Genomic DNA, 16,958 nt, shown 5'->3' with positions numbered 1-16,958 from the left:
GCCCTTTCCCGTGAGCCCATCATGAACAGCAAGGCCGAGGGGGGCCGCGAGGCCCAACTCAAGCACACCGGTCTGCGGCCGGGGTGGACGACCGGTGCCTGCGCGACGGCCGCCACGACCGCCGCGTACACGGCACTGCTCACCGGCGAGTTCCCCGACCCGGTGACGATCACGCTGCCCCGGGGGCAGACCCCGTCGTTCGCCCTCGCGGTCGAGGAGCTGGCGGACGGCCGGGCCATGGCGGGGGTGGTGAAGGACGCCGGTGACGACCCCGACGTCACCCACGGGGCGCTGGTCCGGGCGACGGTACGGCGGCTGCCCGCCGGGGCCGGGGTGGTGTTCCGGGCGGGCCCGGGGGTGGGGACCGTCACCCGGCCGGGGCTGCCGCTGCCGGTCGGCGAGCCCGCCGTCAATCCGGTGCCCCGGCGGATGATGCGCGAACACGTCGCCGAGGTGGCCGCGCGCTGCGGCGGCGACGGCGATGTGGAGATCACGCTCTCGGTAGACCACGGCGAGGAGATCGCCCGCTCCACCTGGAACCCCCGGCTGGGCATTCTCGGCGGGCTCTCCGTCCTGGGGACCACGGGGATCGTGGTGCCGTACTCCTGCTCGGCGTGGATCGACTCGATCCGGCGCGGGGTGGACGTGGCCAGGGCGGCGGGCCGGACCCATGTCGCCGGATGCACCGGTTCGACGTCGGAGCGGACGGTGGTCGCCGAGTACGGGCTGCCCGAGGACGCCCTGCTGGACATGGGCGACTTCGCGGGCGCCGTACTGAAGTACGTCCGCCGCCATCCGGTGGACCGGCTGACGATCTGCGGCGGGTTCGCCAAGCTCTCCAAGCTGGCCGCGGGCCATCTCGATCTGCACTCCGCCCGCTCCCAGGTCGACAAGGGTTTTCTCGCGGCGCTCGCCCGGGCGGCCGGCGCGGACGAGGCGCTGGCGACGGAGATCGCGGACGCCAATACGGGGCTCGCCGCCCTCCAGCTCTGCCGGGCCGCAGGGGTGCCGCTGGGCGATCTGGTGGCGGTGAGGGCCCGGGACGAGGCCAGGGCGGTACTGCGGGGGGCGCCGGTCGCGGTCGATGTGATCTGCATCGACCGGGCCGGGGCGGTCGTGGGCCGCAGCCCGGTGCTCTGAGCGGCCGTACGACCGCTCCGGCTCCACGGGCTCGCCGTGTCACGGCGGCGGGTTCGGGTCGGGCGGGTCAGCAGTCGTGCCGGTCCCGTTCGGGCGAGTAGAGGTGGCTGTCGCGGAAGTGCTCCGCCCCGAGGGTCCGGCCGACCATGATGACCGCGGTCCTGACCACACCCGCCGCCTTCACCTTCCCGGCGATCTCGTCGAGCGTGCCCCGGATGATCAGCTCGTCGGGGCGGGAGGCGTAGGCCACCACGGCGGCGGGGCAGTCGGCGCCGTACCGGGGCAGCAGTTCGGCCACCACCCGGTCCACGTAGGAGGCGGCCAGATGGAGCACGATCAGCGCCCCGCTGCGGCCCAGGGTGTCCAGGTCCTCGCCGTCCGGCATGGCGGTGGCCCGCTGGGCGACCCGGGTGAGGACGACGGTCTGGCCGACCGTGGGCACGGTCAGCTCCCGCTTCAGGGCCGCCGCGGCGGCGGCGAAGGCGGGCACCCCGGGGACGACCTCGTACGGGATCCCGGCCGCGTCGAGCCGCCGCATCTGCTCGGCGACGGCGCTGAACACCGACGGGTCGCCGGAGTGCAGCCGGGCCACGTCGTGCCCGGCCTCGTGGGCGCGGACGAACTCCTCGGTGATCCGGTCGAGATCCAGCCGGGCGGTGTCCACCAGCCGGGCGTCCGGCGGGCATTCGGCCAGCAGCTCGGTGGGGACGAGGCTGCCCGCGTAGAGACAGACCCGGCAGGCGGCGAGCGTCCGGGCGCCGCGCACCGTGATCAGGTCGGCGGCGCCGGGCCCGGCTCCGATGAAGTACACGGTCATCTGTCGGCTCCTGCGGTCGCTGCGGGGGGATCGAGAGGGTCGGCGGACCGGTCGCCGGGGGCGGCCGGGGCCGTGCCCGCGGGCTTCCGGACGGACCACTGGGTGACGGGCATCGCCTGCCGCCAGCCGGTGAAGCCGCCCACGGGCACGGCGTGGGCCACGGCGAGCCGGACCAGTTCGCCGCCGTGGCGGCGGTAGGCGTCGGCGAGCAGGGCCTCGGATTCCAGTGTGACGGTGTTGGCGACCAGCCGGCCGCCCTCGGGCAGCGCGTCCCAGCAGGCGGCCAGCAGCCCGGGGGCGGTCAGTCCGCCGCCGATGAAGACGGCGTCCGGGCGCGGGAGTCCGGTGAGCGCGGCGGGCGCGGCGCCGGTCACCACCCGTATCCCGGGGACGCCGAGCCGGTCGGTGTTGCGGGATATTCGCGCGGCGCGCGCCGGGTCGCGTTCGACGACGACGGCCCGGCAGGCGGGGTGGGTGCGGGCCCACTCCACGGCGATCGAGCCCGAGCCGCCGCCGACGTCCCACAGGAGTTCGCCGGGCGCCGGGGCCAGGACGCCGAGGGTGGCTGCCCGGACATGGCGTTTGGTGAGCTGGCCGTCGTGCTCGTAGGCGTCGTCGGGGAGCCCGGGTACGGCGCCGAGCCGCAGCACGCCGGGGGCGGCCTCGCACTCGACGGCGACGATGTTCAGCGGATCGCCGGGTGCCGTGCCGGGCGGCCGGTCGTCGGCCCTGACGGGGGCGGTGATCCGCTCCTCCGGCGCGCCGAGCCGCTCCAGGACCCGGATCCGGCTCGGCCCGAAGCCCCGGTCCCGCAGCAGGGCGGCGATCGCGTCGGGGGTGGTGGCGTCGGCGCTGAGCACCAGCAGCCGCCGCCCGTGGTGCAGGGCGGCGGCGACCCGGGCCACCGGGCGGCCCACGACGGTGACGACCCCGACGTCCTCCAGCGGCCAGCCGAGCCGGGCGCAGGCGTGCGAGACGGACGACGGATGCGGCAGTACGTGTACGGCCCCGGCGCCGAGGGTCTCGGTGAGGGCGCGTCCGATGCCGTAGAACATGGGGTCGCCGCTGGCCAGTACGGCGATCCGGCGGCCGGTGTGCGCGGCGAGCAGTCCGGGTACGGCGGGCCGCAGCGGCGACGGCCAGGCCACCCGTTCCCCGGCGCACTCCCCCGGCAGCAGATCGAGCTGTCGCGGTCCGCCGATGACGACCTCCGCGCCGCCGAGCGCGGCCCGGGCGGCGGCGGTCAGTCCGGGCCAGCCGTCGGCGCCGATCCCGACGACGGTCACGGTCTCGGGGCCGGGCGCGGCGGCGGCCGGTGCGGCGGGATCGGACATCACGTGCGCGGTACCTCGGGCTCGGGAAGGGCAACGGAGAGGCACTTTACGGGGCGTCGGCGATCGGGGTCCTGCCGGGTGTCCCGCTGGCGTCGTCCGAGGTCGGCGCGGTCGCGGAGGCTGTGGGGGCGCCCCGGGCCGGGGGCCGGACGGGGTCAGGCGCGGGCGGCCAGCAGGACCGCGTAGAGGATCAGTACGGCGGCGCCCAGGACGATGCCCGCCCGGGCCGGGGTCTCGGCGTGCGAGCCCCGCTGCCGCAGTGCCAGGTAGCCGGTGAGCAGCGCCAGCGGTCCCAGCAGCGGAGTGAGCAGGAAGAAGCCCAGGACTCCGCAGATCACGCTGGCGAGGGCGAGGCCCGTGGCGAGGGGGTGGGCGCCGGAACGGGTCAGGAACTTGGAGGCGTACACGATCGGACTCCTCTGTGGTCTCGTCGATTCACGTCCTTCCACCGGGGCGGCTACCCGTTCCGGGCCCGGACACGCCTCGTCCGCCCGAGCCGGGAGGGCCGGGGCGGACGAGGCGCATGGGGTATGCGGGGTGAGCGGTGGTCAGCCGGTCTGGGCGAGGGTGGCGAAGAGGAGCGAGCCGAGGACGGTGGAGCCCGCGATCGTGAGCATGGAGAGCCGGAGCAGCCGCTCCCGGCGGCCCGCGCCCGGGTGACGGGCCGCGACGGGCGCGGTGGTCCGGGGGCCCGGGTCCGGCCGGCCGAGCCGGGTGCCGGTGAGGGCCAGGAGCCGGGCGACCAGGGGTTGCGGGGTGCCGCCGAGGACGAGGGAGACCCCGGCCCGGGCCGCTGTCTCCGCCGCCCGCTCCAGATGGCGCAGCCCGGCGCAGTCCAGCAGTCCGACGGCGGTGACGTCGATCCGGATGCCCGCGGGACGGCAGGCGAGACAGAGATCGAGGAGGGCGTCCACCTCCGCCCCGGCCTCCAGGTCCACCTCGCCCCAGAGCCGGACCTCGGCCCAGGCGGTGCCGTCGCCCGCCGGGCCGGTGAAGAGGGTGCGGTGGCCGAACCGCCGGCGCGGCGGGGTCACCCGGACTCCCGGGCGAGGACGTGCCGGCGCGGCGTGGTGACGGTGGTGGTACCGGGGGTGTGACGCCGGTAGTGGCCGTGCCGTGGGGCGTGGGGGACGGATGTGCTCATGGAACTGCTCCTCGGACGAGGCCGGGCGGTACGGCGCCGGGACGGGCACGGCCACGCGCGAAGGGGGAAGCGTGGGCGTGCGCCTACGGACGGGGGCCGACGGAGTCGGGCACCGCGTATCGGGCGTCGTGCCTGCATTCCGAAGCACGTGTTGCGCGTCTGCCCCTCCCCCGTGAAGGCAAACGCGGGGGTGGGCGCAGGGGTGGGAACGGGGGCGATGTCGGCCGGGAATCGACGCTTCGAATGGCCGACGGTAGCACTCGGGGTGGCCGGGCTCGCCGAGCGGGGATACGTCGGCGGCGGTCCGCGGACCGTGGCGGACCGATCGGGCCGGGGCCCCCGTGTCCCCGACGGCCGACGGCGGGCGGCCCGCCCGGGGCCGGGGCCCCTGCCGCCGGGGACGGCTCCCTCTCTTCGGCCGAGGTGGACGGGGGCTGTTCCAGGGCGTCTGGAACGATGTGGCCGTGCATGTCGATGATCAGGTGGTGGCGGGGGACGGGAACGGACCGGAGTGGACGGGCGGGCCGAGTCAGCGCCTGCGTTGTTGTGTCTGTGGTGGGTCGACCGACGGTTCCGAGGAGTATGTGCTCGTCGAACTGACGGCACAGTTCTCCGACGCCCGCCAGTGGCTGGGTGCGCATGCGAAGCACCTGAACTCCGTCCTGGCGGAAGGGTTCTCCGTGGAGGTCCACCGGATGTAGAGGTCAACCAGATGCGGGGGTTCGCCGACGGGATTTCGCGAACAGCTCGCGGAGCGCGGGTTCGGTGGGGGCAGCCGCTCGTCGAACGCCTTCTCGCGGCCCGGGGTGGCGGCGCGCGAGGAGCGGGCGCGGGGGCGAGGAGGCGCCGCGGTGGGACCGCGGTCACGTGGGGAGGTGGGGCCTCCTCGCCCCGCCCTCCCCGAGTGCCACGCTCCGGCGCGCTTACACACCGGCGCTCTCCCCTCCGCCGTTCCGGCGGTTCCGGCGGCGCAGCACCGCCAGGTCGACCGCCGTGCTGAGGGCGACCAGCCCGCAGACGGCGGCGAGCCCGCCGAGGGCCGCCCCGGACGGCGCGCCGCCGTCGTCCGCGCGCAGGGCGAACACGACCAGCACCACCGTCGCGGCGGTGAACACGACCAGGGCCACGGAGGCGAGTGCCTTCCGCAGTTCCGTGGCGGTACGGGCGGTCATGGGCTCGGTCCCCGGGGCCCGGGTGGCCGTCCCGCCCCCGGCCGCCCGCCCGCGCGGGCGCTTCGCATGGCGTCCGTTGCCGTCGGTCATGGCTCTCCTTCCGTCTCCCCCCGGGTACCGGACAGCGGTACCCGGGGGTTCGCGTTCCCGCCGGGTAACCCGGGCGGGCCGCCCCACCCGGACCGCGTACGGCGGGGCCGCGTCCCGGTCGGTGCCGGGGCGCGGCGGCCGTCAGTCGCGGAGGGTGCCGGCGGGCCCCCGGCCGTAGGCGGCCCGGTACTCGCGGGTGAACCGGCCCGGATGGGCGAAGCCCCACCGGGCGGCGGTGGCCGCGACGGTGGCCCCGGATCCGGGGTCGGCGGCCAGGAGTTCGGCATGGGCCTCCGCGAGCCTGACCCGGCGCAGATAGCGCATGGGGGTGGTGTCCAGATGCCTGCGGAAGGCGTATTGGAGGGCGCGGACCGTGACATGGGCCGCCGCAGCGACGTCACCGACGGAGATGTCCTGGTCCGCGTGGGACTCCAGATAGGCGATCGCCCGGCGCAGGGCGGCGGGCCGCGCGTCGGACCGGTCCTGGGCGGTGGGGTCGGTGACGGCGGTGTGGGGGAAGGCGTGCAGGACGCTCGCCGCCAGGTACTGCGCCGCCGTGGACACGACCAGCGGGTTCTCCCCCGCCGGTGTCGCGAGCACCTGGGACCGCAGATGGCCGATCACCCGCTGGAGCCCGCGGGCGGCGTCGGCCGAGTGCGGCCGGTGCCCGGTCAGGCGTACGGGCCCCGGTTCGCGCGGCCCGTTGGACGCGACCCGGCTGAGCAGATCCGGGTCGAACAGGGTGATGTGGTATCCGGCCCGTTCCACCCGGCCCGCGTAGGGCCGGTCCGGCGGGGCGAGGGAGACCACGTCGCCGGGGCCGAAGGTGTCCGAGATCCCGCCCGCCGCGTGGTTGCTGATGGTGCCGGAGTGCATGCTGCACAGACAGATCCGGCCCAGCGGGTCGGCCCGGTAGCTCATCTCGAATTCGAGCCTGAGCAGATCGACACTGACCGGTCCGGCCGCGTACCTGGATACCCGGGCCCGGCTCTCGGCGGGGTTGCTGCTGCCGATCCGCATCCTGGTGTACGCCTCGCTGAGAAAGGTTTCGGTCACTTCCAGGTCGTCGCTCTCGAAGAGCAGGATGCCCATCTGTGGTTCCTCCGTTCCCTGGTCGGCGTCGGTACGGGGCGCCGCCCGGGCGCCCCTGTCGGTATCGTTCGCGGCCCTCGGGCCGGGGCCGCCGACGGGGCCTCCCCGAGCGACGGCGCGGCGAACGAGCCTACGCGGCGCCTACCCGTGCCGAGGCCGCCCATTTCGTTTTCCGGCCCGGATCACAGCGACTCTTCGCCGGGCGTCCTCGTCACGGAGGGTGAGAAATCGGCAGGCTGGGTACCGGGTGTTCCACGAGACCGGTGGGACCAGGTACGTAAAGGGCGAAAACGACCATGCGCGATGGTGAGACGACGGCCGTTCAGGCGCAGATGGTCTGGCTCCCCAGGCGGCGGAACGGCCTCTGGGTACTCCATGTGACGGGCCCTACGGAGCCCCGGGGTTGGGCCGCACTCACCGGGGACGCCCCGGCGGAGTGTGTGGGCGTCGTCCTGGAACTGTCCGGGGCGCGCTGGGCGGAGACCGGTTTACCGGACCGCCGGCTGGGGGCCGCGGCGGGGCCGGACCGCAGGGTGTACGTGACCGGGGTCCCGCCCCGGGCGGCCCGGACCCTGCGCGGCGAGGCGGGCCCCGGTTCCGTACTGACGGCGCCGACGCTGGCGGAGGTGATCGCCCGGTTCGCCGGGGCGGCGCCCGCGACGACCCCGGCGCCGCCGGTCGCGGCGGTGGCCCCGCCCCCGTACGAACTGCGGGATCTGCGGCGCCAGTTGCATTCGCGGGTGGTGATCGCCCAGGCCCAGGGCATTCTTCAGGGGCGGTACGCCATCGGGGACGGGCAGCTGGCGCTGCGGCTGCTGAAGGAGGTCGCCCAGAGCCGTAATCTCCGGCTCAGACATCTGGCGGCGTCACTGGTCGCGGCCCGGGTGCCGGTGGCGTCGGCGGAGTCCTGGTTTCCCGGCCGGGCCCGGCGGCTGCCGCCCCGGGCCACTTTTCTGTCCGCCCGGCGGGCGGCGACGGCGAACCGCTCGGAGGCCCTGTCGGCGCTGCTGGACCGGGCGTTGGCGACGGCGGGGGCGGGGATGGGGGTGATCCGGCTGGCCGATCCGCTGAGCGGCACCACCCGGCCGGAGGCCCACCGCTCCCCCGACGACTCCTTCCTCTCGGCGTGGGAACTCGCCGACGACACCGCGCCGGCGCACTGCGTCCACGGCCGCGCGGTGCCGGTGACGGCCCTGGACGTGACGGGCGATCCCCTGCACGCCCCGGCGGTACGGGCCGCGCTGCTGGCGTCGGGGGCGCGGACCCGGCACAGTGTGCCGCTGACCGCCCCGGACGGCCGGATCCTGGGTGAACTCTCGGTCCACCACGGCGCTCCGGGGGTGATCCTGGGCTCCGGCGCGCTGCGGGAGCTGGTCGACCTGGGGCGGGAGGCGGGGGCCTGGCTGGAATGGCACCACCGGACGGTCGTCCTCGACGCGCTGGAGGAACTGCACACCCGGGCCCGGGACCTCGGGCCCGATGAGACCGGCGCCGGGCCCGGGGAGACCCGAGCCGGACGGTGACACCGGGGGCGTGCGGCGGCCCTTCCGGCGGTTCAGCCGGTGGGCTCCTGCGGAGTCGGATGCTCTGGGTGGACGGTGCCCCGCTCCGGGCGGCGCCGGGGGCCCGAGCCCGCCTGGCCGGAGCCGGGCAGTTCGTCGTCGTCCGCGGTGCCCTCGGGTACGGGGATCGCCAGGGGGTCCTCGTCGTGGCCGTCCCGGGCCTGCTGGGGTTCGGGGTCCCGGGGCAGCGGCTGTTCGCCGGTCCGGTCGCGTTCGGGGTTCCTGGTCATCACCGGCTCCTTCCGTTCGTGGCGGCGCCGGCGCCCCGGACCGGGACCAGCCGGCCGCGTTCGGCGGCGAACCCGCCCCAGACCCCGGTGTGCTGCCCGGTCCGCCGCGCCCAGTCGGCACAGTGCTCCGTCACCGGGCAGCGGTCGCACACCTCCCGCGCCTCCGCGACCTGTTCTGCGCCGGGGCCGCTGGTGCTGATGGGGAAGAACAGATCGGGGTCGTCCAGCTCGGCGCAGGCGGCGTACCGCTGCCACTCCATGGCATCGCGCCCGCCGTCCTCGACGAACCGGCCTCCCGGGTTCGCCCGCATGGGCCGCCTCCTCTCACTCGTCGCCGTCGGTGTCCGTTCGGGTGTCGGTCCGGACGATCGCCGGGCGGACCGGTGTCCCGGCCTCCGGCTCGAACGCCACGGCGGGCCCGCCGTAGGCCCGGGCGATCAGGGCAGCGGTGCCGCCGGCCGGCGGGCCCGCGAACCGGGTGTACGGGGCGTGTGCCGTGAACGTCATACGGTCCGGGTGCCACGAACCGGGGAACTCATACGCCCCGGCCGCCGTCTTCCGGACCGTCCTCGGTCGGGGCACCGCCCCCGCCGCCGGGTGGGGTGGGCCGCCTGGGCTGTTCCTCGGGCCGGGGCGGCCGGGGCTTGCTCCGCCGCTTGCGGATTCCGAGTTGGACCATTCCGATCAGCAGGGCGACGACGGCCAGCCCGGCGACGAGCGGGCCGATGCCGGAGACTCCGCCGCCCTCGGCGGCGACGGTGACCAGTTCCGTAGAGGTGTTCATGGCCGACGGGTACCCCGACGTGCCCGGTTCACCGGGGCTCACCCCTTCCGAGCCGTACGGGCCCGGTCGACGACGGCCCCTGGAACTCGCCGGGGCCGGGGTTCATCCGGTACCGGAGAGCGCCCGGTGCCGGATCCGGGAGCAGGTCTCCGTCAGCAGCCGGGAGACGTGCATCTGCGAGATTCCGCACTCCTCGGCGATCCGGCTCTGGGTCATCCCCCGGAAGAACCGCAGGTAGAGGATGCGCCGTTCACGTTCGGGCAGCTCCTCGATCAGCGGCTTGACCGCCTCCCGGTCCACCACGGTGTCCAGTCCACGGTCCGGCCCGCCGAGGGTGTCGGCCAGGGTCAGCCGCTCGCCGAGCGCCCCCGGCGCCAGCTCCGCGTCGAGGGAGAGCGCGGCATAGGCGTGCAGCGCCGAGAGACCTTCCCGGACCTCGTCCGCGCGCAGATCGGTCCGGGCGGCGATGGCCTCGGCCGAGGGTTCCGCGCCGGACTGGGCGAGTTCCCGGTAGACCCCGCGGACCCGGCCGCGCAGTTCCTGGGTGCGGCGCGGTACCCGCAGCATCCAGGTGTGGTCCCGGAAGTGGCGGCGGACCTCGCCGGTGATGGTCGGCACGGCATAGCTCTCGAAGGCTCCCCCGCGCCAGGGGTCGAAGCCGTCGACCGCCTTGACCAGGGCGAGCGCGGCGACCTGCCGCAGATCGTCGAGGGATTCGCCGCGGTTGCGGTAGCGGGCGGCCAGCCGGTGGGCCATCGGGAGCCAGGCGCAGACCACCCGGTCCCGCAGCGCGTCGTGCTCCGGCCCGCCGGGGAGGGCCGCGAGTCGGCGGAAGTCCGCCGTGGTGTCCGGGGCGTCGTGGTGCCGGTGCCGTCGGCGGGTCACACTCATCACCTGTTCCCGAGCATAGGGGGCGGGTGTTCACAGAGCGTCGTCGTCGGGACGCGTGGGCGCCGGTGCCACCGGTTCACGAGCGGGCTCGATGAGCGGGGCCCGGGAGCTGCTGCGGAGCGCCCGTCCGGCGCGGCACTGGCGCGCCTGCCCTCACCCCACCGTGTCAAACCCGGGCGCTCCCCGCACCTCGTACCCCGTTCGGCCCGCCGTGAGCGGGTACCCGCCGGCCATCACGGCGGCCCGCCGTCCGCCTCCCCGGAACCCCTGCCCGGCCGCTCCCCCGTGCTCGTCACTCGTCGCGGGAAGGCGGCCCGGGGACCCGGGCCAGTTCCGGGGACGTACTGTCCAGGGGTACGGAGCCCGCGCGGATCATGCCGAGCTGGACCGCCTGGGGCGGCAGGGCGGCCTCCAGCAGCCAGTCGGCGGCGACCCGGATCCGGTTCCCCGGCATGGTGGCGAGGTGGTAGCCGCGGGTGACGGCCCCGGCCAGCGGGCCGGAGAGCGGCACCCCGAGGGGGTTGGCGGCGCCCTGGACGCCGCCGAGGTCGACGGCGAAGCCGAGGTCGTGGTGGACGTAGGGGCGGGCCACGCCCCGGCCGAGGAGGGACGCCGCCAGGTTCCGTCCGGCGAGCCGCCCCTGGCGGGTGGCGTGCTGGGCGGTCATCGGGGTGTACTCGCCGGGCCGGGTGGCGTCGGGGACGGCCGCCGCGTCACCGCAGGCGTACACCTCGGGGTGTCCTGGGACGTCCAGGGTGGGGTTGACCACCAGCCGTCCGCGTTCCTCCGGCAGTCCGAGCCCGCCGACCAGCGGATCGGGGCGGACGCCCACGCACCACACCACGGTGCGGGTGGGGATGAACTCCCCGTCGTCGAGGAGGACTCCGTCCTTGGTGGCCTCCTTCACAGAGGTGCGGGTACGGATCTCCACCCGCCGGGACCGCAGGACGCGTTCGGCGGTCTCGGAGAGCCGCGGGTCCAGCTCGGGGAGTACCCGGTCGGCGATGTCCAGCAGCAGCCAGCGGGGCCGCCGGGTCCGCTCGGCCGGGTCGCGGCGCCGGATCGCCATCGAGGTGGTGAACAGGGCCCCTTGGGCGGCGACCTCGGTACCGGTGTATCCGGCGCCGACGACGACGAAGGTACGCCGGTCGGTCGCGGATTCGTCCTGGGCGGACAGCTCCATCTGGCGGACGAGGTGGTCCCGGAGGTACAGGGCCTCCGGCAGGCCCCGGAAGCCCGTGGCGTGCTCGATCACCCCCGGTACGGGCAGCAGCTTGCTGACGCTGCCGACGGCGAGCACCAGCCGGTCGTACCCGAGTTGCCCGGTGGCGCCCTCCTGGTCGCGGTAGTGGACCGTACGCGCGGACAGGTCGATGTGCTCGGCCTCGCCGAGGGCCAGCCGGACCCCGGGGAGCGCGGCGGGCAGGGAGACGGCCACCCGGCGCGGCTCCAGCACTCCGGTCGCGACCTGCGGCAGCAGCGGGAGATAGAGCAGATGATCGGTCGGGTTGAGCAGGGTCACTTCGGCGCGGCGGCCCAGGGTCCGGCGCAGGGTCCGCGCGGCCTGGAATCCGGCGAACCCACCTCCGACCACGACGACTCGGGCACGGCTCACGAGCACCTCCGGCGAGGGTCGGGGGCGGCGGGCCGACGGGCACCGCCCCCGTCGGTACGGGGGAGGCCGGGCGGTGCCGGACCTCTCGGGCCCCTGACGGGTGCCCACGGGGGGATCACTCGAAACATCGGGTCCAGCGGGTCGCGATCACGAGCACGAGAACGACGGGGGACGGCGGGCGGTTCGCGGAACCGGGGAGGTATTACTCCGGGTGAACGGGGCACGCGGGGAGAGAGATTCCCGTTCCCGGACCCACTGGAGTATCCATGATTGCCCTTGGTGTGATCCTGCTGGTCGTCGGCCTGCTCACCGGCCTCGGTCTGCTGACGACGATCGGTGTCGTCCTGGCGGCGGTCGGGCTGGCCATGTGGGTACTGGGCTCGGTGGGCCGGGCCGTCGGCGGGCGCCGCCACTACTGGTGACGGTTGCCGGGCGGGTACGGGCCGTCGTGGCCCCGAGTGCCGTACCGGGCCCGGTCGCTCCTGACACGGAGTGACCGGGCCCCGGCATGCGCGAGCCCGGCAGCGGCCGTACCGGTAGCAGGACTTGCCCCGGCGCCGGATACCGGTTCAGTCCGGTGCGGCGCGGCCCCGGCCGTCTTACGGGGTCGGGGGGTCCGCCCGCCGGATCTCCCGTTCCGCTCCTCGGTCGCACCGACGCGGGTCGACCCGACTGGGGCCGTCGTCGTCCGGCGCACGGCCGCTTTCCCGTTCGCAGGTGGTCCGGCCGGCTCAGGCGACGACCGCCTCCCCCACCAGGAGCCGTACGGCCGCGGTGATCGAGGCGGCGTCGATGCCCGCGTGGGCCAGCTGCTCCTCGGGGGTCGCGGAGCCCGGCATGGTGCGGACGGCGAGCCTGACCAGCCTCGGCTGGGGACGGCCGTCGGCGAAGACGGAGGCCACGGCGTCGCCGATGCCGCCCTCGGCCCGGTGGTCCTCGACGGTCATCAGACAGCCCGTCGCGTCGGCCGCCGCCTCCAGGGTCGCCGCGTCCACCGGTTTCACCGAGTAGAGGTCGATCACCCGGGCCCCGATACCCGCTCCGGCCAGGGTGTCGGCGGCCTTGAGGGCCTCGTGCACGGTGACCCCGGCGGCGACGATCGTCACCCGGTCGTGGTCACCGGAGCGCAGGACCCGTGAACCGCCGACGGGGAAGTCCTCGCCGGGGCCGTACAGCACGGGCGTCGCGCCCCGGCTGGTGCGGAGATAGCCGATGCCGGGGAGCTGGGCCATGTGCCGGACCAGGGACGCCGTCTGGTTGGCGTCGCAGGGGTAGAGCACGGTGGAGCCGTGGATCGCCCGCATCATGGCGAGGTCCTCCAGCCCCATCTGGGAGGGGCCGTCGGGTCCGATGGCGACCCCGGCGTGGGAGCCGCAGAGCTGGATCCCGGCATCGCTGACGGCGGCCATCCGGATGATGTCGTGGGCCCGGGTGAGGAAGGCGGCGAAGGTGGTGGCGAACGGCAGATACCCGCGGGCCCGCATCCCCACCGCGGCGGCCACGAGCTGCTGTTCGGCGATGTAGAACTCGAAGTAGCGGGCGGGGTGGGCCGAGGCGAAGGCTTCGGCCCGGGTGGAGTCGCCGACCTCTCCGTCGAGGGCGACGACGTCGCCGCGTACGGAGCCCAGCGCCGCGAGGGCGTCCCCGAAGGCGTCCCGGGTGGCGACGTCGTCGCCGACGCGGTAGCGGGGCGGTTCGGCGTCCCGGGCGGGTGGGGTGGGCCGGGCCGGGAGCGGCGGCGGGGTCTCCACGTCGACCCGGATCTGCCGGACGCCGCCCAGTTCCTCGATCGCCCGGGCCGGGTGGGGCAGCGGCTTGCCGTGGAAGCCCTCCTGGTTCTCGACCTCGGCGACACCCCGGCCCTTCCGGGTCCTGGCCAGGACGGCGGTGGGCCGGCCGGTGATCGCGGCGGCCTCCGCGTAGGCGGTGTCGATCGCGGTGACGTCGTGCCCGTCGACCTCGACGGTGTGCCAGCCGAAGGCGTCGAGCCGCCGCCGGTAGGCGTCGAGGTCCCAGCCCTCGCGGGTGGGGCCGCGCTGGCCGAGCCGGTTGACGTCGACGATCAGGGTCAGTTTGTCGAGCCGTTCGTACGCGGCCGTCTCGATGGCCTCCCAGACCGATCCCTCGGCCATCTCACTGTCCCCGCAGAGCACCCAGACCCGGTAGGGGACCCGGTCGAGGCGCTGTCCCGCCAGCGCCATGCCGACCCCGATCGGCAGCCCCTGCCCCAGGGATCCGGTGGCCACGTCGACCCAGGGCAGCCGGGGCGTGGGGTGTCCTTCGAGGGGGCTGCCGTCGTGCCGGAAGGTCAGCAGCTCGGCCTCGTCGATCACCCCGGCGGCCCGGTAGAGGGCGTACAGCAGCGGTGAGGCGTGCCCCTTGGAGAGGATCAGCCGGTCGTTGCCGGGACGGTCGGGCCGGTCGAAGTCGTAGCGCAAATGGCGGGCCAGCAGGACGGCGGCGAGATCGGCGGCGGACATCGACGAGGTCGGATGTCCGGACCCCGCCGCCTCGGCCGCCCGGACCGCGTCCACCCGCAGCTGCTGTCCCAGTTCGGCCAGCTCCTCGGTACGCATCGTTCACTCCCCGTCCTCGGTGTTCGGTTCGGGTGCCCGGCTCCGGGCCGCCCCGGGGTTCCTCCCGGGGACGGCGGTGGGCGCCCGGCGCGACCGGCCGGTCACCTGCGGTGATCCGGGCCGGGGCCGCACGCCTCCGCGTCGGCGGGAGGGCGCGGGTGACCACGCCCCGGGTGCCCCGGACTCCCGTCCTCAAACGGGGAACCGCTCCGGACCCGGCCGGATACACCTCGACCCGCTGTGCCCGCCGCCCGGCGGATGTCCGGTTCTCGCCACCGGCGCCACCGTCCCGGCCGGGCCCGTCCGGCGGCGGGGCCCGGCGTACCGGCGCTTTCGGGGTTCGCGGCCGGAACACCGCGTCGTCGGGTTTGCGCCACCTTCCCGCTCCCGGGACGCGTCGGGGCCTCAACGACCCCCGCCCGCCCTATACTTCTACACGCTTGTAGAAGTACAGGGGGGTCCCGACCGCTGCCCCGGCCCGGTCGGCGGCACCGTGCGCAGCCCTGCCCACTCACCCTTCCCGGAGGACGTAGATGACATCGATCGATCTGACCAAGGTGCTGGACAAGGCATGGGCGGACAAGCCCGTCGCCGAAGTGCTCGCCGCGCCCGTGTCCGCGCTCAAGGGCGTCTCCGACCGGGACGGCGAACTGCTCGACCAGGCGTTCGGCGTGAAGACCGTCGCGGACCTGGCCGCGCTGAAGTACGTCCGCCGGGCGCAGGCCCTGGCGGAGCTGGCCGCGGCCGGCTGACACCGCACCACACAGTCCCGCCCGGTGCCGATCCCCCCGGCGGCACCGGGCACCGCGAGAACAGCACGTGAAGGAGTGCACATCCGATGATGCTCAGGCGGCTGCTCGGATCGCTCGGAGTCGGCGGACCCTCGGTGGACACCGTTCTCGACCCGGGCCCGGTCCTGCCCGGCGCCATCCTGACCGGCCGGGTCGTCCTGGACGGCGGAAAGACCGATGTCGACATCGACCACATCGCCCTCGAACTGATCGCCCGGGTCGAGGCCGAACACGACGGCGGGGAGACCGAGGGCGTGGTCGCCTTCGACCGCTGCACCGTCGGCGGCGGCTTCCGCCTCCGGGCCGGGGAGCGGCAATCCCTGCCGTTCGGTCTCACCGTGCCGTGGGAGACACCGATCACGGAGCTGTACGGGCAGCCACTGGGCATCGTGCTGGGGGTCCGTACCGAACTCGCGGTCTCCGGCGCCAAGGACAAGGGCGACCTCGACCAGCTCACCGTACGCCCGCTGCCCGCGCAGGAGGCCGTACTGGAAGCCCTCGGACAGCTCGGGTTCGCCTTCGGGTCCGCCGATCTCGAATTCGGCCGGATCAGCGGCACCGGCCAGCGGCTGCCGTTCTATCAGGAGATCGAGCTGACGCCCGCGCCCCGGTACGCGCACGCGATGCGCGAGCTGGAGGTGACGTTCCTCGCCAACCCGGGCGGGATGGAGATCGTCCTGGAGGCCGACAAGCCCGCCGGGTTCTTCTCCGGCGGCCACGACGCGGTCAACCGGCATGTCGTCAGCCATGACGGGGTGCCCCACCGCGACTGGACCGAGGCCGTGGACGCCTGGCTCCGCCAGCTGGTCGCGGGCCGCGGCGTCGTCGGCGTACCGGCGCCGTACGGCCACGACCACGGCGATCCCTACCCGCACCACGAACACGAGCACGGCCACGGCGGTCACCGCTCGGGCCCCGGCATGGGCACGGTGGTCGCCGCGGGCGCGGCGGGGGTCGCGGTCGGTGTGGCGGGCGGTCTGGTCGCGGCCGAGGTGGTCGACGAGATCGGCGACGCGATGGAGGAGGACGACGGTTAGCCCGTGTCGTCGAAATCGCGCCTGGCCCGCGGCGCGTCCCGTACGCGGCATCGCGAGGCGGTGGGGACCCCGGCAACGCCGGGGGCTCCTCCGGCGCCCGAATCCCCCGCACCGGACCCGCCCCCTACGCCCGAGGGGCGTGGGGCCCCCACTCACTCATCCGGCCCGATCCGCAAGAGACTCCCTGGTAGGCGTGATGGCCGACGGTGTGGTGCGGGGCCAGGTCCAGGCGTACCGCAGGATGAGGGCGAGGACGATCACTTCCAGTGCGACGCCGAGGCCGTAGAAGTACGTCCAGGACTCGCCCACCGCGTTGAACGCGGCGAAGGGGACCTGTATCGAGGCCACGACGAGGTTCGTGGCGCGGTTCGCCCGGGCGGGCAGTGTCATCGACAGCACGACCATGAGGATCGGGATCGCCATCAGCGCGAGGAAGGTGGTCAGCAGCGGCTGGCTGACGTCGAACTCCCAGACGAGACCGGCCTCGATGCCGTCGATGACGCCGGGCTTGAAGAAGGCGATGATGTCCACGTAGGCGTACAGGAACATGACGCTGGTCCACGCCGCGGCGAGTTTGGCCCGCACCGGGACCGGCTGGTCGTCCAGTGCGGTCGTGGTGGGTTGACGTGTTCTCATCGCGGGCTCCGTTGTCGTGGTGAGGGCTGACAGGTCCACGATCGCCG

Annotated in this window: 19 protein-coding genes; 5 read left to right on the top strand and 14 right to left on the bottom strand. The window is 74.9% G+C overall.

Translation table 11 applies throughout. The annotated features are described in order from the left end of the window. Nucleotides 1-21 precede the first annotated feature (21 nt). Entirely contained in the window at nucleotides 22-1,140 is a 1,119-nt protein-coding gene (locus AB0G74_RS07560; protein WP_361141708.1) for a cobalt-precorrin-5B (C(1))-methyltransferase, read from the top strand. Between the two features lie 67 nt (nucleotides 1,141-1,207). On the opposite strand, the gene cobM is transcribed toward AB0G74_RS07560, so the two are convergent. From cobM to AB0G74_RS07530, 6 genes are all read right to left on the bottom strand, one after another. Next, nucleotides 1,208-1,957, bottom strand: coding sequence for a precorrin-4 C(11)-methyltransferase (gene cobM / locus AB0G74_RS07555; protein ID WP_361141706.1), 750 nt, complete (start codon nucleotides 1,955-1,957; stop codon nucleotides 1,208-1,210). Then, nucleotides 1,954-3,291, bottom strand: coding sequence for a precorrin-6y C5,15-methyltransferase (decarboxylating) subunit CbiE (gene cbiE / locus AB0G74_RS07550; protein ID WP_361141704.1), 1,338 nt, complete (start codon nucleotides 3,289-3,291; stop codon nucleotides 1,954-1,956). The genes cobM and cbiE overlap by 4 nt, the downstream gene beginning before the upstream one ends. A gap of 155 nt (nucleotides 3,292-3,446) precedes the next feature. Further along, complete coding sequence (locus AB0G74_RS07545) at nucleotides 3,447-3,698, bottom strand: DUF4190 domain-containing protein (protein WP_361141703.1); 252 nt, start codon at nucleotides 3,696-3,698, stop codon at nucleotides 3,447-3,449. A 141-nt stretch (nucleotides 3,699-3,839) separates the two neighbouring features. Further along, nucleotides 3,840-4,325 (bottom strand): STAS domain-containing protein, encoded by a 486-nt coding sequence (locus AB0G74_RS07540; protein WP_361141701.1) that lies wholly within the window; start codon nucleotides 4,323-4,325, stop codon nucleotides 3,840-3,842. 1,033 nt (nucleotides 4,326-5,358) lie between these two features. After that, a complete protein-coding gene (locus AB0G74_RS07535; protein WP_361141699.1) occupies nucleotides 5,359-5,697 on the bottom strand; it encodes a hypothetical protein in 339 nt (112 codons plus the stop codon). 141 nt (nucleotides 5,698-5,838) lie between these two features. Then, nucleotides 5,839-6,789, bottom strand: a complete 951-nt coding sequence (locus tag AB0G74_RS07530; protein ID WP_361141698.1) for an AraC family transcriptional regulator — start codon at nucleotides 6,787-6,789, stop codon at nucleotides 5,839-5,841. Nucleotides 6,790-7,085: 296 nt separating this feature from the next. Between AB0G74_RS07530 and AB0G74_RS07525 the strand changes: the two genes are divergently transcribed. Then, entirely contained in the window at nucleotides 7,086-8,312 is a 1,227-nt protein-coding gene (locus AB0G74_RS07525) for an ANTAR domain-containing protein (RefSeq protein WP_361141697.1), read from the top strand. Nucleotides 8,313-8,344: 32 nt separating this feature from the next. On the opposite strand, the gene AB0G74_RS07520 is transcribed toward AB0G74_RS07525, so the two are convergent. The 6 genes from AB0G74_RS07520 to AB0G74_RS07495 all read right to left on the bottom strand — a co-directional run bounded on the left by AB0G74_RS07520 (nucleotide 8,345) and on the right by AB0G74_RS07495 (nucleotide 11,871). After that, nucleotides 8,345-8,581, bottom strand: coding sequence for a hypothetical protein (locus AB0G74_RS07520; RefSeq protein ID WP_361141695.1), 237 nt, complete (start codon nucleotides 8,579-8,581; stop codon nucleotides 8,345-8,347). After that, on the bottom strand, nucleotides 8,581-8,841 hold the full coding sequence (locus tag AB0G74_RS07515; protein ID WP_361141798.1) for a WhiB family transcriptional regulator: 261 nt from the start codon (nucleotides 8,839-8,841) through the stop codon (nucleotides 8,581-8,583). Before AB0G74_RS07515 ends, AB0G74_RS07520 begins: the two co-directional genes overlap by 1 nt. Nucleotides 8,842-8,905: 64 nt before the next feature. Next, nucleotides 8,906-9,088 (bottom strand): hypothetical protein, encoded by a 183-nt coding sequence (locus tag AB0G74_RS07510; RefSeq protein ID WP_361141693.1) that lies wholly within the window; start codon nucleotides 9,086-9,088, stop codon nucleotides 8,906-8,908. 28 nt (nucleotides 9,089-9,116) lie between these two features. Beyond that, nucleotides 9,117-9,365, bottom strand: a complete 249-nt coding sequence (locus tag AB0G74_RS07505; protein WP_361141691.1) for a DUF6479 family protein — start codon at nucleotides 9,363-9,365, stop codon at nucleotides 9,117-9,119. A 102-nt stretch (nucleotides 9,366-9,467) separates the two neighbouring features. Continuing rightward, on the bottom strand, nucleotides 9,468-10,256 hold the full coding sequence (locus AB0G74_RS07500; protein ID WP_361141689.1) for a SigB/SigF/SigG family RNA polymerase sigma factor: 789 nt from the start codon (nucleotides 10,254-10,256) through the stop codon (nucleotides 9,468-9,470). 292 nt (nucleotides 10,257-10,548) lie between these two features. Further along, complete coding sequence (locus tag AB0G74_RS07495) at nucleotides 10,549-11,871, bottom strand: NAD(P)/FAD-dependent oxidoreductase (RefSeq protein WP_361141687.1); 1,323 nt, start codon at nucleotides 11,869-11,871, stop codon at nucleotides 10,549-10,551. A 266-nt stretch (nucleotides 11,872-12,137) separates the two neighbouring features. Between AB0G74_RS07495 and AB0G74_RS07490 the strand changes: the two genes are divergently transcribed. After that, nucleotides 12,138-12,293, top strand: coding sequence for a DUF6131 family protein (locus tag AB0G74_RS07490; protein ID WP_361141685.1), 156 nt, complete (start codon nucleotides 12,138-12,140; stop codon nucleotides 12,291-12,293). Between the two features lie 309 nt (nucleotides 12,294-12,602). Here AB0G74_RS07490 and AB0G74_RS07485 read toward each other — a convergent pair whose 3' ends face one another. Continuing rightward, nucleotides 12,603-14,447: a transketolase gene (locus AB0G74_RS07485; RefSeq protein ID WP_361141683.1), complete on the bottom strand. Its 1,845-nt coding sequence runs from the start codon at nucleotides 14,445-14,447 to the stop codon at nucleotides 12,603-12,605. 533 nt (nucleotides 14,448-14,980) lie between these two features. Here AB0G74_RS07485 and AB0G74_RS07480 point away from each other — a divergent pair. Together AB0G74_RS07480 and AB0G74_RS07475 are read left to right on the top strand one after the other, a co-directional pair. Continuing rightward, nucleotides 14,981-15,199 carry a hypothetical protein gene (locus tag AB0G74_RS07480; RefSeq protein ID WP_361141681.1) on the top strand — a complete coding sequence of 73 codons (219 nt, stop codon included), beginning with the start codon at nucleotides 14,981-14,983 and terminating at the stop codon, nucleotides 15,197-15,199. 86 nt (nucleotides 15,200-15,285) lie between these two features. Beyond that, nucleotides 15,286-16,275 carry a sporulation protein gene (locus tag AB0G74_RS07475; RefSeq protein WP_361141680.1) on the top strand — a complete coding sequence of 330 codons (990 nt, stop codon included), beginning with the start codon at nucleotides 15,286-15,288 and terminating at the stop codon, nucleotides 16,273-16,275. A 156-nt stretch (nucleotides 16,276-16,431) separates the two neighbouring features. Here AB0G74_RS07475 and AB0G74_RS07470 read toward each other — a convergent pair whose 3' ends face one another. Continuing rightward, nucleotides 16,432-16,911 carry a DUF6326 family protein gene (locus tag AB0G74_RS07470; RefSeq protein WP_361141679.1) on the bottom strand — a complete coding sequence of 160 codons (480 nt, stop codon included), beginning with the start codon at nucleotides 16,909-16,911 and terminating at the stop codon, nucleotides 16,432-16,434. Nucleotides 16,912-16,958 lie beyond the last annotated feature (47 nt).

Origin of the sequence: Streptomyces sp. NPDC020875 (assembly GCF_040641415.1) — a bacterium.
GTDB lineage: Bacteria > Actinomycetota > Actinomycetes > Streptomycetales > Streptomycetaceae > Streptomyces.
The sequence above is the reverse complement of the archived record's forward strand: the minus strand, read 5'-3'. Positions and strand labels throughout refer to the sequence as shown.

What these genes read in the sequence shown, in the direction of transcription:
- AB0G74_RS07535 (WP_361141699.1), bottom strand. Translation starts at nt 5,697, where the DNA reads ATGACCGACGGCAACGGACGCCATGCGAAGCGCCCGCGCGGGCGGGCG.
- AB0G74_RS07480 (WP_361141681.1), top strand. Translation starts at nt 14,981, where the DNA reads ATGACATCGATCGATCTGACCAAGGTGCTGGACAAGGCATGGGCGGAC.
- AB0G74_RS07470 (WP_361141679.1), bottom strand. Translation starts at nt 16,911, where the DNA reads ATGAGAACACGTCAACCCACCACGACCGCACTGGACGACCAGCCGGTC.
- AB0G74_RS07515 (WP_361141798.1), bottom strand. Translation starts at nt 8,841, where the DNA reads ATGGAGTGGCAGCGGTACGCCGCCTGCGCCGAGCTGGACGACCCCGAT.
- cobM (WP_361141706.1), bottom strand. Translation starts at nt 1,957, where the DNA reads ATGACCGTGTACTTCATCGGAGCCGGGCCCGGCGCCGCCGACCTGATC.
- AB0G74_RS07500 (WP_361141689.1), bottom strand. Translation starts at nt 10,256, where the DNA reads ATGAGTGTGACCCGCCGACGGCACCGGCACCACGACGCCCCGGACACC.
- AB0G74_RS07510 (WP_361141693.1), bottom strand. Translation starts at nt 9,088, where the DNA reads ATGACGTTCACGGCACACGCCCCGTACACCCGGTTCGCGGGCCCGCCG.
- AB0G74_RS07530 (WP_361141698.1), bottom strand. Translation starts at nt 6,789, where the DNA reads ATGGGCATCCTGCTCTTCGAGAGCGACGACCTGGAAGTGACCGAAACC.
- AB0G74_RS07505 (WP_361141691.1), bottom strand. Translation starts at nt 9,365, where the DNA reads ATGAACACCTCTACGGAACTGGTCACCGTCGCCGCCGAGGGCGGCGGA.
- AB0G74_RS07560 (WP_361141708.1), top strand. Translation starts at nt 22, where the DNA reads ATGAACAGCAAGGCCGAGGGGGGCCGCGAGGCCCAACTCAAGCACACC.
- cbiE (WP_361141704.1), bottom strand. Translation starts at nt 3,291, where the DNA reads ATGTCCGATCCCGCCGCACCGGCCGCCGCCGCGCCCGGCCCCGAGACC.
- AB0G74_RS07525 (WP_361141697.1), top strand. Translation starts at nt 7,086, where the DNA reads ATGCGCGATGGTGAGACGACGGCCGTTCAGGCGCAGATGGTCTGGCTC.
- AB0G74_RS07485 (WP_361141683.1), bottom strand. Translation starts at nt 14,447, where the DNA reads ATGCGTACCGAGGAGCTGGCCGAACTGGGACAGCAGCTGCGGGTGGAC.
- AB0G74_RS07475 (WP_361141680.1), top strand. Translation starts at nt 15,286, where the DNA reads ATGATGCTCAGGCGGCTGCTCGGATCGCTCGGAGTCGGCGGACCCTCG.
- AB0G74_RS07490 (WP_361141685.1), top strand. Translation starts at nt 12,138, where the DNA reads ATGATTGCCCTTGGTGTGATCCTGCTGGTCGTCGGCCTGCTCACCGGC.
- AB0G74_RS07520 (WP_361141695.1), bottom strand. Translation starts at nt 8,581, where the DNA reads ATGACCAGGAACCCCGAACGCGACCGGACCGGCGAACAGCCGCTGCCC.